Genomic DNA, 14,081 nt, shown 5'->3' on the forward strand with positions numbered 1-14,081 from the left:
TCTATAGTGCCATGATGCGGAGACCTGCCTGATCCGCCTGTCGCACGCACTCCTCGCGGTCGAGCAGAAACGTCCTGCCCGCCTCCACGACGATCATCGACGCGTGTGCCTCGATCAGAACGTGGATCGTGTCTGCGCCAATCGTCGGCACATCGAACCGGAAATCGTGCTCCGGACGCGCCGCCTTGGCGACGACGACGCCCTCCCCGCCGAGCTCTGCGCCACGGCGGATCGCCGCGTCCGTGCCCTCGATCGCCTCAATGGCGACCGGTATGCCATCCTTGACCACTACCGTCTGACCGATGTCCAGATCGGCGACGCTCCGAGCCAGCGCCATGGCAGATGCCGCCGCTTCCGCCGCGCGTTTCCCGATGCGGCGACTCGTCACCGGTCCCGCGTTCGGGACGATGTCGCCGAGGTGATACCTCTGATCGGCGATGACGAACCCACGACGCGCGAACTCATCGCCGATCGCCGCGAGGATCGCCTGGTCGCCACGAGCTCGTGTCTGGGCGAGGATCTTCAGCGCGAGCCAGTCGAGCTGCGTGGGGCGGAACACAACGTCCTTGCGGACGCTGCCGATGATGGCAAGCTCCTTGGTTCCCGACTCATCGAACACGGCGAGGATCGAAGCGATCTGCCCGACGGGAACGCGCTCCAGTCGGGCTGCAGACGCAAGGAGCTCCGGCTGAGTCTTCTCGGCGATGCTGACTACCACCACGGGTCGATGGTGAGCGGCGCGCTGGGCAAGCAGGACGGGCAGACGCCCGCCTCCTGCGATGATTCCAAGCGGCTCCGTCATGGGGACCATCAGCGGCAGACGCCGCGCTTGGATGATTCGATGAACTCGAGGAGGTGCGACACGTACGCATCGTCCTCGACTTCGTCGCGCACGCGCGCCACGTTCACGCTCAGGTTGGTGGCGTTGCGGAACAGGATGCGGTACGCCTGCTTCAGACGACGAACGGACTCTTCCGGCACGTCTCTCATCGGGTGGCTCTGAGCCGTCCCGCGCCCGAGCAGATTCAGCCCCCGAAGTCGCGCTGGATGACCGTCTGCAACTGTGTAGGGAGGCAGGTCCTGGACGAACTTGGAGCAGGCTCCCGACATCGAGCCCCGACCCACGCGGACGAACTGGTGGAACGCGGAGTGGGCTCCGATGCGGCAGTTGCCCTCGATCTGCACGTGGCCGCCGAGGGTCGCGAAGTTCGCCATGATCACGCCGTCTCCGATGACGCAGTCATGGGCGACGTTCGACCAGTTCATCAGGAGGCATCGACTCCCCACCGACGTCGTTCCTCCGTCGAACGACGACGCCGAGATCGTCACGTACTCACGGAGAACCGTGCGGTCGCCGATGTCGGTTCTACAGATGCCGCCTCGATACTTCAAGTCGACGGACACGTGCCCGACAACTGCTCCGAAGAACAGCTCGCAACCCGAACCGATCGTCGTGTGTCGCGCCACCTTGACGTGCTCGTGGATCCTGGAGCCCGATCCGATGGTCACGTCATCGTCGATGATCGAGAATGGCCCGATCTGTACGTCATCAGCCAAGATGGCGTTCGGACTGACGATGGCACTTGAGTGGATGTCAGGCATACAGGTGCTCGTGTTTGAGGATCCGCGAACTGGTCCACGTCTCTCGCCAACGCGGGCTACCCAACGGCATCGCGGTCGGCGATTGCAAAGCTGAACGTCGCTTCGGCCGCCAGCGTGTCGCCGACGTAGGCGGCGCCGCGCAGTCTACCGACCCGCGCGCGTACGCGCAAGGCTTCGACTTCAAGACGCAACTGGTCGCCCGGAGTCACCGGTCTGCGGAACTTGGCGTCTTCGATGGTCATAAACAACGCGAGCTTCCCGGCAAAGGTCGGACTCCTCATCAGCAGGACACCGCCAGCCTGGGCGAGCGCTTCGACGATCAGCACGCCGGGCATGATGGGTCTGCCTGGGAAGTGCCCTCGGAAGAAGTCCTCGTTGCCGGTGACGTTCTTCACGGCAACGATCCGTCGCTCGCCTTCGATCTGCACGACTCGGTCGATGAACAGGAAGGGAGCCCGATGCGGCAGGATGCCCTCGATCTGGGTCAGGTCGAGCGGCGGTTCGAGCTCGCTGACGCGAATCTCCTGCTGCTGACGGCATAGTTCTGCCAACTGTCGGCTGAGCTGGAGGTTCAGAGCGTGCTGCGACCGAACCGCGATGATGTGAGCGAGCGGCAGTGAACCCGCCGTGTACAGGTCGCCGATCAGGTCGAGAACCTTGTGGCGCACCATCTCGTCTTGGAAGCGGAAGGCGTGCCCGCCGCCGGGTTGACCGCTCTCGTCGATCACGAGCACGTTCGAGTCGTCCGCTCCCTTACCAAGCCCGGCGGATCGGAGCGCGGCGACTTCATCTTCGAAGCAGAAGGTCCGCGCAGGCGCAATCTCGCGCTGGTACGTCTCAGGCGTAATGTCGAACGTTGCGATCTGCGTCTGAACGCCCGCTCTGCCGTAGTTGTCGAAGACGAACGTGACGCGCAATCGATCCGACGGAATCAGGTCGATCCGCCGATCACCGTGCTCGACGTGGATCGGCTCCGACAGCCGCAGCCGGCGACGCGGTACCGCCTGAGTCGCGATCCCAGCGTCGATGATCGCGTCAACGAGGGGGCTGGCACTGCCGTCGCCAATCGGAGGCTCCGGCGCGTCGATCTCGATGAGAGCGTTGTCGATGCCGACGCCCGCCAGCGCGGACATGACGTGTTCGATGGTCTGAACGCTGGCTTCGCCCGCCCGCACCCCTGTGCTTCTGCCCAAGTCGCTGACTAGGTTCTCCGGGACGACCGCGACCGTTGGGCGAGCCGGCTGATCGACTCGTTGGAAGGCGATCCCCGTGTTCGGTGCTGCCGGGCAGACGCGCATCGTCGCCTCGACTCCCAGCATCAGACTGATGCCGGACACGACGGCAGGCGACGCGACCGTCTGCTGAAGGGTGGATTCGTCCTTGGAACGGTCAGTGGATGATGTCGGCATCGCGGTCACGGCAACGACGTATCGGCTAGGCTTCCGCCCACATGCTCGGCAAGCGTCGTCGAGAACCGGTTCTTTCCGCCTTCTCCGACGTCGAAGAACAGGTACGCGGTTTCGGCTGGGTGTACCGCCGTCCGGATGCTATCGAGGCTGACGCTGCAGATGGGGGAGGGTGGGATCCCGTCGATCACGTAGGTGTTGTACGGCGACTGCGCCGAGCGGTCGGAAGGCATCATGCTCCGCTGCGGGTTCCCGAGACCGTAGGCGATGGTCGGCTCAGACTGAAGCCGCATGCCGCGTCTCAGCCGGTTGTGGAACACCGAACTGACGCGACGCTTGCCGTCTGCCGTACCCGCCTCCTGCTCGATGATCGATGCGAGCGTCAGGACATCCTGCGAGCTCATCGATGGGTAGAGCCGTCGCGCGTCCGCGAACAGGTCAGCCGTCGCAGCGTGGAACTCATCCAACATCAGAGCCGCCACGGTCCGCGCTGGGCTCCCTTTCGGGAACCGGTAGCTTCCAGCGAGGATGTAACCGTCCGGCAACGGGCTCCTCAGCCCGTACTTGGCGAGGAGACGGTCGTCGTTCAGGGCTGTGAGCAACTCAAGCGCGGGACCGAACCCGTTCGCCTGCCACAGCAGAGCGATCTGCGTGTTGGTCACGCGGCTTGGAAGCGTCCAGACGACGTATGTCGCGGATCCACGGAGATCGTCCAGCAAGTAGTCCGTGGTTGGGGCGACCGGTCGCGGAAGCGCGTCCGACGCCTGACTGTCGGAGCCGCTCTCATTGGCGGAACCGAATGGCTGCGGCAACATCGAGGCTGCGAGAGGCGCTGTCGCAGGAGATGTAGCGGTCTCGACGCGAGGGGCTCCGTGTGTTGCCCGTACGTACCTCCTCAGCGCCTTGGACGCCGCAAGCGATGGCCCGGCAACCACGAGTGACAGCCCAAAGGCAGCCGTAGCTAAAGCCGCGACCGCCACGATGGCTCGCCAGGGGAGTCGTTTGGGGGTAACGAAACGGATCGAATGTCCAGTGCGCTGGAAAAGGCGCTGGCGGAGGCACCGCGCAGCCAGGTCGTGGAGGCGTTCGTGTTCGTAATGCTTCATTCACCACCTAGCACTGGGAGGAACCGATAGCTACCGCGCTCGTGAAACCCCTCGAACCTGCGCGCGCATCGGGCACACGAGTAGATGATCGTTCGGTGTTCCGGGAGGTGGATCACCTCAAGCTCGACAAAGCCCCTAGCACGCGCGTTGCCCGGTGTGAGCCCGGCAGTTCGGGCTTCGAGGTCGCAATCACACACACCGTCCGCGTGATTCACGCTTCGATCCATTTCGGCTGCCTGCCCGAGCCCCACTTTCACCCCGCTCTACACGCCAATATAGCGCATGGACCTGCGGGAGGCAACACGAGGGGGGCGAGCTAGAAGCGCGCAAGAAACGAAACGCGATGCCCATCGCCCACGCCATCGTCGGGCACAAACGCGTAGTCGAGCTGGAAGTCGACGTTCTCAAGCGCCTTGGTACCCTGCGACCGCAGACCGATGCCGACGCTGAACCCATTCGCAGGCGATTCGCTGTTGGCGAACTGGTATCCGGCGCGGAAGGCGATCTGATCGCGGAACCATTGCTCGGTACCAGCGCGGACGCTCGTGTCGCCGTCGCTCGGCATCACGACGTCGACGGCAACCATGGGCCCGTCGTCCGACAGGCACGCGGACGCTCCCAGACGGACGGTCGTCGGCAACGGCGCATCGTCGATGTCTGGGCCCAGGTTCAGCACACTGCCGCCGAGGTCGATCTTCCTGTAGCTGAGTTGGGCTCCGAGGTCGAACGATGCTCCCGTCACCGTGTCGATGTCGTAGTCTTCGCGGATTCCCTTCACCGCGCCGCCTATGCTCAGCGATCCCAGACGGCACGCGGCTGCACCACCGATGGCGTATGTGGATGCCGTGAACTCCGAGTCAGCCTCGAGCGTGTCTCCGGCACGGCGCTCAATGCTAGCGAACACGCCCTGGAAAGTCGCGCCGACTGCCAGCTTCGGCGACACCCGATGGGCGTAGATCAGCGTGTCGTGACTGATGCCGCCGAACGAGAAATCGTGTGTGCCGGTGATCTGGCGACCGTCGATCGACGACAAGGCTGCAGGGTTGCCAAACGCAGCATCGAGGTCTCCGGTGATACCCACGGACGTACCGCCCATGGCGGCGCCCCGGCTGCCGGACTCCATCTTGAGGAATGCCGCACTGCGAGTGCCGGCTTTCTCATGGATGTCACTCTCAGCCCTTGCCGTCGAGTTTCCGATTGCCACAGACAGCAGCACGCCCGCGACACCAATCGTTCTCACGAGGGTTGGCATCGGTCGTCTCGTCATCGAGGTCTCCATCTGCCCCAGTTCTCCAGTGCGCGTCCGCTATCGAACTACGACGAGTCGTCCCATCCGGCGGACCTTGCTCGAGCCGTCGTCGACTTCGACCTGCCAGACGTAGATGCCGCTGGCGACGCGTGTGCCGCTGCGGTTGCTCAGGTCCCACGTCATCGCTTGACTGTTCGCCGTGCGTTCACGCGACGCATCGACCGTGCGGCTGAACAAGAGAGTGCCGGCCACGTCGTAGATGCTCAACGTGACGCGAGCGCCCTCCGCTTGGTTCGTCTCGAACGAGAAGTGCGCCGTGTCGGCGTCTCGATGGAGCGGCGAGGGCCACGAGTAGACGGGACCCTTGAACGCGAGTGCGGTCGTGAACTCCAACGTCCCGACATCGACGATGTTCGTGTTGCCGGCGCGGTCCGTGACACGAACCGCGAGTCGGTACTTGCCGGACCGACTGGGCAAGAAGTCTGCCGACCATTGCGCCCATGCCTTCTGCTGCTCCGTGCTCTCGTCGTCAGCGGCTTCCCAGGCGAGCTCCTCGCCGTCCGGGCCCGTGCCGCCGATCTCAACGAGCGCCACGCCCGAAGCCGTCACCGACAACTGCTGGTTGCCGCCGCCGGTAGTACCAGCCGTGTCACTCGCCGTCCCGGCGATGTGAGCCGGCTTGCTCTCGAAGACGCCAGTGCCGCCGGCGTTCGTGATGGCTGCCACCGGAGCGGTTTTCTCGTAGAGGAACGTGGCTCCTGCGGTCCGAGACGGCTGGATGCCCAACCCGTGGACGTCCAGTCCGACTGCTGTGATCTGGACTCGGTAGATGCCCTGATCCGCTAGCGCCCCTGAGATGAACTCGAGCGTGTCCGTGCCGTTCTGGCGAGTCGTGCCTGAGATCGGCGCTCCTTGTGGCGACACGACCGAAATCGTCGACCGGGCGAGATCCGCGCCAGCGCCGTCATCCGATATCTTCACCCGAAGCGTGATACCGGACTCCGAGTTCACACTTGTCGGGTACTCCAGGCTGTTCGTGTCGACCATGACAGGTCGGTCGTTCAGCGTCAGGGTCGCAACATCGACGGTCGGAGCCTTCGTGTCGAGCTCGAACTCATAGATGGCGACGGTCTCGTTGCCGGCTCGGTCCAGCGGCGCGATCGTCAGCGTGAACGCACCGTCCTGGCTCCCATCGCTCGCCAAGGGGCGCGTGAGGATCAACGCGAGCGACTGGGAACCGTCTCCGGAAACCGAACCGTCGAGCGGCTTGCCGTCCGGGCCCTGAAGCACCATCCACGAGTCGTCCACGTTGTCCCAGTCGATTCCCGAAGCCGGAGACATGTCCCGGATATCCACCGAGAACCCGGCGACGCTCTGAGTCGACCCGCTGGACGGGTAGAGCGTCTGCAGAGAGTTCGAGACGATCCGAGGCGACTGCGAGTCGTAGACGAACGTGAACGTCTTGGCGACGCCCCGCTTGCCGGCAGCATTGGCGGGCGTGACGACGATCCGATAGGTCCCGTCGTCGGAACCGTCGTCTGCCAGTGGCTTTGCGAGCCGGTAGACGAGCGTGGCGTTGCCGCTGGACGACTGCGTGCCGGCGACCGTGTTCCCGCTGTTGTCCGTCAGCCGGATCTCGGTGTGGATGGGCGACAAGGAGATGCCGCCGTTGTTCGTCGCCTGGAGCGTGGCTGTGACCTGCGCGAGCCCCTTCGGCGCGAAAGCCTCATCCACTGGATAGGTCTTGGGCGCTGTCGACGCGACCGTCGGGATGTTCGCCGCGTGGAAGAACGAGAGGTCCGTGCTCCGCCGGTTCCCCGCGCGATCCGCCATCGACAGGCGGAGGGTATGCGTGCCGTCCTGCGTCAGGTCCTCTGCGAACGTGAACGTCAGCGTCGAGGCGCTGTCGTTGGACACGATGCCGGACACCGCTGAACCTGTCGGCGCGAGCAGCGTCGCGGTTGTCGCCGCGAAATCGATCCCGCTGGTTCCGCGGTCGGACAACGTGACCACGATGGACAGAGCATTCGTCGCCAGCGTGCCGCCGCTCTCGGGCACGGATCGCACCAACGTCGGAGCCTGCGTATCGTAGGCGATGGCGTATTCCCACTTCCCCGTGTTCCCCGCGCGGTCCACAGCGGAGACGACGACGCGATACTCGCCGTCCGCCGAGCCGTCGGTGGGCAGAGGCGAAGTCAACTGCCAGCCGACGCGGGACGTTCCGTCGGTCGTTGCACGACCCGCCACGGTGGAGCCGTTGGGTCCCAGCAACCGGACCGACTGCTGAGCCAGATCGAGCCCCGACTGGCCGTCGTCCACCAGCGTCGCCTCCGCCTGCGTGATCGATTGACCGATGTAGCTGAGCGCGAGGCTCAGGCTCGCGGGCGATATCGCCGTGACGCGGGGCGGACGAGAGTCGTACACGACAGCGCGTTCCACCGTCGTTCCGGTCCGTCCGCCAAGATCGACCGGCGTCACAGCGATGGTGTAGTTCCCGTCGTCCGTGCCGTCCGTCGCGAGCGGCAGGATCGGCGTCCACGTGAGCGTCGTACCGCTGGCGGTCGTCCTCCCGGCGACCACGCCGCGCGGACCGGTCACGCGCACGGATGACGCTCCTTCTCGGAGGTCGAGACCGGATCCGCTCAAGTCTTGGAGACCTGCCTTGATCTCGCGGAGTTCACGACGATAGGACGACTCGGTCGAGCCGGACCCAATCGCCAACGACACGACGCGAGGCGGCAGGACGACAACGGTGAACGGAATGCGGATCGCGCTCTCGGCGGCATTGCCTGCCAAGTCGCGCGGCACGATCTCGACGGAATAGGCTCCCGCAGCCGTCAGCGGCGAGAACGTCACCGTGAGCGTGTCGCCGGACGCGCGTCGGTTCGCCGGAACCGTGTTGCCCGTCGGGCCCTTGACGATCACCTGGGAACCCATCAGATCGGGCCCGCTGCCGTCGTCGGCGAGTTGTATCGTGATCTCGGAGAGCGGTTCCGAAACGGTCGCATTGGCGGCGGGCTTCGTGCTCGCCACCGTGGCAACGAGCGTATCGAGAGCGACGACGCGGCTATCCTCGATGCGGTTCCCCAGCGCGTCGACCGCCGTGACGCGAATCGTGTAGGAACCGTCGTCCGATCCGTCCGTCGAGAACGGCGCATTCGTCGTGAACGTCAACGTGCTGCCGGCTCGGCTGATGCGTCCTGGGACGGACGCGCTCGCGGCGTTCAGCAGTTCGAGGGTCGAAGCGTCCAAATCCAGACCCGCGCCGCTACGTTCCTCGAGGACCGCCTGAACCGTGCGCAGCTCGTTGACCGTGGAGCCCGCTGCAGGCGTGGTCGACACGATGCGCAGCCCACGCGTGATCACGTAGAACGGAACGCTTCGGGTTGCGGAGTTTCCGGCGCGATCTTGCAGCGTCACGTTGATCGTGTAGGTGCCGTCATCCGCCCCGTTGGTTCGGAGGGGCAGGAAACCGAGGACTAGAGCGTTGCCATCAGCCCGCTGAGTGGCGTTCACGACACCCCGAGGTCCCGTGAGCTCCAGACGCGAACTCTCGAAGTTCACACCGGACACCGCGTCACGGACCTCCGCACGTACCTCCGACAACGCCGATGCGATCGTGACGCTGGCAGCGGGCGTTGTCGACGACAGCGCTGGAGCCACGGTGTCGTAGACGAGCGTGTAGGTGCGATCCTGGCGGTTGCCTGCCCGGTCACGAGCGGTTACCGCGACGGCATAGACGCCGTCTTGTGCGCCACCGGGCACCAATGGCGTCGCGAGCTGCCACGACACGGCGGATTTCCCGTCGGTCGTCTGCGATCCCACTACCTCCGAGCCGCCCTTCGTGCGCACACGAATCTGGGATGTCGTGGTGTCGATGCCGGTGAGCGTGTCATTGAGGGTCGCCGTGATCCTGGAGATGGTTCCCTTGGCGAACGACTCCGCCGCCGTGAGGTCCATCTGTGAGACCGACTGAATCTCTGGAACCTGCGTGTCGTAGGTGAAGGTGAAGGTCCCGGTCTCGCCGGACGTGCCGACCGCGTTGGTCGGCGTGATGCGAGCCGTGTAGACCCCATCGTCGCGTCCGTCGGTCGCCAGCGCCGGCTGTGGCGTGAACGCGAGCACGCCGTCCGCGAAGGTGGAAGCGCCGACCAGAGCTCTGCCGTCGGGGCCCGTGACCTCGATCCGCGAGCCGTTCGACGCGCCGGACAGCGTCGCCGACACACTCGTCAGCGCCGAGACGTAACCACGGTTCGCCGGAGTCACCGACACGATACGCGGCGCACCGGTCTTGACCGTGAACTCGCGGCGAATCGTGCCCGCGACGTTGCCGGCGCGGTCGCGCGCGACGATCTGGAGGGCATAGACGCCGTCCGCCGATCCGTCGGTCTTGAGCGGGTCGAATGAGATCGTGATCGTCGTGTCGTCCGTGGGACGCGCCGTCACAGAGAGAGCCGCCCCGCCCGGAGCGAGCAGCGAGATGATCGTGCCGGACAGATCGACGCCACTCGTCGCATCCGACAGCGTGACGCGCGCCTGCGACAGCGCCTCGGACACCACCGAGCCCGCCGCTGGCGTCGTCGACACGACCCTGGGCGGCTGCGAGTCGTAGACGATAGGGAACGTGCGCGCCAGGCGGTTCCCCGCCTTGTCCACGATGGTCGCGGCAAGCGTGTACGAGCCGTCGTCAGCGCCGGTGAGTGCGAACCGCGTGGATGGCCTCAACGTCACCGTGTCGACGCCATCGTTCTCCAGCGTCGCAGGGACGGTGGAGCCGCCAGCCTTCGTGAGAGAGAGCGATGTCGCTCCGAAGTCGATGCCGGAGACCGCGTCCTGGACCTTGGCGGCGAACGCATCGGGCGGCTGGCTCACGCGCGATGTACCGCCGGCGAGATCGACATGGGTCAGCGACGTCAGTACCGGCGCGACGAGATCGTGATAGAACGGCACGCTGCGCTGCTTGCCGACGTTGCCGGCGACATCCGCCAGGTTCTGCACGGTCAGCGTGTAGCGTCCGTTCTCGGATAGATTGGACCATCCCACCACCACGGCGAGAGGCGGGGCGGTCTCGGAGACCGAGACCGGTACGTCGACGCCGGATGGGCTCGTCAGTCGCACGGATGCTGTGGCGAAATTCACGCCGGTTCCGCTCTCCACGATGGCGAAAGACATGCTGTCGGTCGTCTTGAGCGCGACGATCTCATCACCGGCAATGGTCTTGCCTGAGCCGGTTGTCACAGCGGAAATGACCGGAGCGACCGTGTCGAGCGTGAAGGAGGAGGTTTTTGCGAGCCGGTTCCCCGCCTTATCGACGGCCGTGACAGTCGCCGTGTAGACTCCATTGCCGGCTGTAGCGGTAAGTGACGATCCGAGCTGAAGCCGAAGCGTGTTCGTCGCACGGTCGATGATGAGTGTGCCGGCAACCGGAGCTCCAGACGGGCTGGTCAGCGCGATTCCAGTCCCCGACGCGTCGAAGTCGAGCGCCGAGCCGGTCCCGGCGTTGACCATCGCGACGAATTCGGTCACTCCGGCATTCAGTCGAGCGCCGTTCGCCGGCGTGATGCTCGCGAGCTCAGGAGCCGTCACATCGACCGTGAAGTCGCCGGTTGCCTTCCCGACGTTGCCTCCGATGTCGGTGACCGCCGCTTCCAGCGTGTAGTTGCCCTCGGGCAACGCCGCCCCGGCAGTGTCGGTTCCCACCCATGTGATGTTCGCCGTCTTCGTCAGCGGCGAAGGACGGCTGATCGCAGGCGTGTTTCGGATGGGTCCCGCCGTCAGGGCGAAGTCCAGGCGAACCGGTGTCTCTGAACTGGCGTATGACACCGTCGTGGAGTCGCGGGAACCGTCGCCGTTCGGAGAGAGCGACCCGACGCGGAGCGAGACGACAGGGGCGGTCGTGTCCACGGTGATCTGGACAATCGCCGTCGTTGCGCCGACATCAATGATCTTGTTGTCGAAGCTGTCGATGGCGATCTGGGCTTTGTAGGTTCCTTCGGCGACCTTCTGGGTGGAACCCCACGCCACCGCACCGTCCCACTCCGAACTGACGGCAATCGTCGTTTCCTCTGCACGAACCTTTGGCATCGACTGAACCGCGCCCTTGGAGACCCAGTCGTCCGCCTCGCTGAACGTGCCGTCCGGGCCCCCGACACCACCCGGTCCACGTGTGTCGATGACCACTCGGTAGCTACCGATCAGCACGCCCGTTACAAAGACGACGAAAGCGCTATCCTGAGACCCATCGCCGTTGGGGCTGAACGTCGGGACGTATGCGGCGTCTCGCGCCGCGTTTTCGTCAAGCGCGTCCGTCGCGTACGGGGCGACTGTGAAGCCCTGAGCGAGCACACTCCACGTCGGTACGACGGCGAATGTCAGGGACAGGACAACGCGCACCAAGAAGGCGGGAATCCCGCCGCCGCGCGGCGAAGTCCGTGCACACGGATCCCCCTCAGTGCCCCTGTCCCGGTCAGCATCGAAGGCAAAGCGAGATGCCAACAACGTTCTGCGCGGATCGCACGAGGGACCATGGGCTGATTGGGCGCTTGAGCCGTTCTTGCGTGGTCTCATCGCTGGTTCTTCATTCCCTCTCGTCGTCCGTGTCCGTCATGTAGCTCGCTGTTCCTGATCGCAAGGCGAATGGTGCGTGGGCGACCCGCCTTCTCCGTAGCTCGTCCCAAGAAGCGTGGAACCGTATGATAGACGAAGTGCCGGGCGAATGGTTGACTTCGTCGTGCGGGATATTCGGCTGAGCATGACCAGCCGTCGAGCGTCATCGACGGCGTAGCACATAGTTCTTCTTCCCGTCCGATAGCAAGCCAGCCTCCTCGACCAATTCGTCAGCGGCTCGCCGGTCATGGCTGATGTCGATGCCTTCGGTATCGACGACCAGAACGGGGGTGGCAGAGTACTGGAAGAGGAACGTGTGGTAGCCCTGAACGACCTTCTCCAGGTACGTCTCGCTGATCCAAGACTCAGACGCGAAGCGCCGGCTGCGAATCCGCAGGGCAAGCTGACGCGCGTTCGCGTGCAGGAACACGACAAGGTCGGGTCGGAGGGCGTCTACCGCCACATAGCCATGGACGCGCTCATACAGCGCGAGCTCTTCGTCGTCCAGGTTCAGGTAGGCGTAGATGCGATCTTTCGCCTGCAGATAGTTCGACACGACGGTCGTACTGACGATGTCTTGCGACAGGAGATCGCGCTGTTGTTCACACCGGTCGATGAGGAACCGACACTGCGCCGGAAACGCATATCGGTCGGGGTCCGTCCCGAGGCGGTCCAGGTACGGACTGCGGCTGGCAGGATCGAGCACCAGCTTCCCGCCGACGACCTCGGCGAGCCGTCGAGCGAAATGCGTCTTCCCAACGCCGGGAGGACCGTCCACGGCGATGTGCCTTCGCTTGCGCAAGCCCGCGAGCGCAGCCTCGCTCAGATTCGTCGTGTCAGGTCCTTCGGGGTCCATGGAAGCGCCTATCCTCCGAGAAGAGCAGTCGGCTCAAAGGCAGGTCGGACGTCGCTGGCGTCTTCGCAGACTCTCAGCAGATCCGCTAGGTTGGCTCCGAGCGCCGCCGTGCATTCGGGACCCTCGACGTCGGCAAGTGGAACGAGCACGAATCGGCGCTCCGCGATCCGAGGATGGGGTACCGACAAGCGCTCGTCGGAAACTCGCTCGGAACCGAACAGCAGCAGATCGAGGTCGATCTCGCGCGGTCCCCACCTCATCGTGGGAAGCCGCCCGATCTCCTGCTCGATCGCCTTGAGGGCAGCGTGGAACGCCCGAACATCCGAGTCCGTGTGTGCGACCAGCACCGCGTTCAGAAACCACGGTTGGTCCCGGTATCCGACCGGTTCCGTTTCGTAGACTCTCGATGCCGCCGAGATTTCGAAGCTTCGCTCCCGCAGTGCGCGGACGGCAGCCCGAAGGAACCCCAGCCGGTCCCCGACGTTCGAACCGATGCCGACGTAGGCGCGAGTCATCTCGCCGGTCCTCGCTGGTACATCCGGCGCTGCTGACGGAGCTCCGTCGCCGATCGCTGCCGGTTCTTCTTCGGCGGAAGATTCCGCTCGCCGGGCCCATGGACCATCGCTCCGCAGGCGGTCGAGGGCAATCCTCGCCGCGTCGCGGCAGGCTGCTCGCTTCGTTGGGCCCACGCCCTGACCCAAGAGGAATGTACCGCCATGGACCTGCGCGCGGAAGTGCGGGGAATGGTCCGTTCCGCCGACCCGGTCGATCTGGTAGCGTGGCGGTCGACCCGTTCGTGCCTGCCAGTACGCTTGGAGATCGGAGCGCGAGTCAAATGCGTCGTCCTCGCCAGGGTCTGAGGCGACGGTCTCGAGCACCCGTTCGGCGATCCTGCAGGCGCACTCGAAGCCTCCGTCCAGATACGCAGCGCCGACAATCGCCTCGAATGCAGACGCAAGTACGCGCTCTCGCCGCGAGGGATGGCTCGTGCCGATATCCAGCTCCGCTCGGATATGGAGGTCGATACCCAGCGCCTCGGCGACCCCTGCCAGATGTCTCCGGCTTGCGAGTCGCGCACGTGTCCGGCTGAGGTCGCCCTCGGACGCACGCGTGTGGGTCGCGAGCAGCCTGCTGCGAATCGCCAGATCGATGACCGCGTCGCCCAGGAACTCGAGGCGTTCGTTGTGGGAGTCCGAATCACCGTCGTCTGACGGCTCCGCCGCAGAGCGATGGGTCAGAGCGACCGACAGCCACCT

8 protein-coding genes are annotated in these 14,081 nt (G+C 65.1%); all 8 read right to left on the reverse strand.

Annotation, left to right across the window (positions count from 1 at the left end; genetic code table 11):
* Nucleotide 1: 1 nt before the first annotated feature.
* A complete protein-coding gene (locus tag FJZ36_00385) occupies nucleotides 2–811 on the reverse strand; it encodes an LpxI family protein (protein ID MBM3213364.1) in 810 nt (269 codons plus the stop codon).
* Entirely contained in the window at nucleotides 811–1,602 is a 792-nt protein-coding gene (gene lpxA, locus FJZ36_00390; protein ID MBM3213365.1) for an acyl-ACP--UDP-N-acetylglucosamine O-acyltransferase, read from the reverse strand. The genes FJZ36_00385 and lpxA overlap by 1 nt, the downstream gene beginning before the upstream one ends.
* Nucleotides 1,603–1,658: 56 nt before the next feature.
* Nucleotides 1,659–3,011 (reverse strand): UDP-3-O-[3-hydroxymyristoyl] N-acetylglucosamine deacetylase, encoded by a 1,353-nt coding sequence (gene lpxC, locus FJZ36_00395; GenBank protein MBM3213366.1) that lies wholly within the window; start codon nucleotides 3,009–3,011, stop codon nucleotides 1,659–1,661.
* A 5-nt stretch (nucleotides 3,012–3,016) separates the two neighbouring features.
* On the reverse strand, nucleotides 3,017–4,114 hold the full coding sequence (mltG, locus tag FJZ36_00400) for an endolytic transglycosylase MltG (GenBank protein ID MBM3213367.1): 1,098 nt from the start codon (nucleotides 4,112–4,114) through the stop codon (nucleotides 3,017–3,019).
* A 316-nt stretch (nucleotides 4,115–4,430) separates the two neighbouring features.
* Complete coding sequence (locus FJZ36_00405) at nucleotides 4,431–5,393, reverse strand: PorV/PorQ family protein (protein ID MBM3213368.1); 963 nt, start codon at nucleotides 5,391–5,393, stop codon at nucleotides 4,431–4,433.
* Nucleotides 5,394–5,420: 27 nt separating this feature from the next.
* On the reverse strand, nucleotides 5,421–11,930 hold the full coding sequence (locus FJZ36_00410) for a hypothetical protein (GenBank protein ID MBM3213369.1): 6,510 nt from the start codon (nucleotides 11,928–11,930) through the stop codon (nucleotides 5,421–5,423).
* A gap of 202 nt (nucleotides 11,931–12,132) precedes the next feature.
* A complete protein-coding gene (locus tag FJZ36_00415) occupies nucleotides 12,133–12,825 on the reverse strand; it encodes a deoxynucleoside kinase (GenBank protein ID MBM3213370.1) in 693 nt (230 codons plus the stop codon).
* A gap of 8 nt (nucleotides 12,826–12,833) precedes the next feature.
* Nucleotides 12,834–14,081 (reverse strand): 2-amino-4-hydroxy-6-hydroxymethyldihydropteridine diphosphokinase (folK, locus tag FJZ36_00420; GenBank protein ID MBM3213371.1); only part of this gene is annotated, 1,248 nt, incomplete at its 5' end.

This window comes from Candidatus Poribacteria bacterium (assembly GCA_016866785.1).
Taxonomy (GTDB): Bacteria; Poribacteria; WGA-4E.

Bases quoted from the DNA above. Each gene is read 5' to 3' on its own strand.
- FJZ36_00385 (MBM3213364.1), bottom strand. From the start codon at position 811: ATGGTCCCCATGACGGAGCCGCTTGGAATCATCGCAGGAGGCGGGCGT.
- lpxA (MBM3213365.1), bottom strand. From the start codon at position 1,602: ATGCCTGACATCCACTCAAGTGCCATCGTCAGTCCGAACGCCATCTTG.
- lpxC (MBM3213366.1), bottom strand. From the start codon at position 3,011: ATGCCGACATCATCCACTGACCGTTCCAAGGACGAATCCACCCTTCAG.
- mltG (MBM3213367.1), bottom strand. From the start codon at position 4,114: ATGAAGCATTACGAACACGAACGCCTCCACGACCTGGCTGCGCGGTGC.
- FJZ36_00405 (MBM3213368.1), bottom strand. From the start codon at position 5,393: ATGGAGACCTCGATGACGAGACGACCGATGCCAACCCTCGTGAGAACG.
- FJZ36_00410 (MBM3213369.1), bottom strand. From the start codon at position 11,930: ATGAGACCACGCAAGAACGGCTCAAGCGCCCAATCAGCCCATGGTCCC.
- FJZ36_00415 (MBM3213370.1), bottom strand. From the start codon at position 12,825: ATGGACCCCGAAGGACCTGACACGACGAATCTGAGCGAGGCTGCGCTC.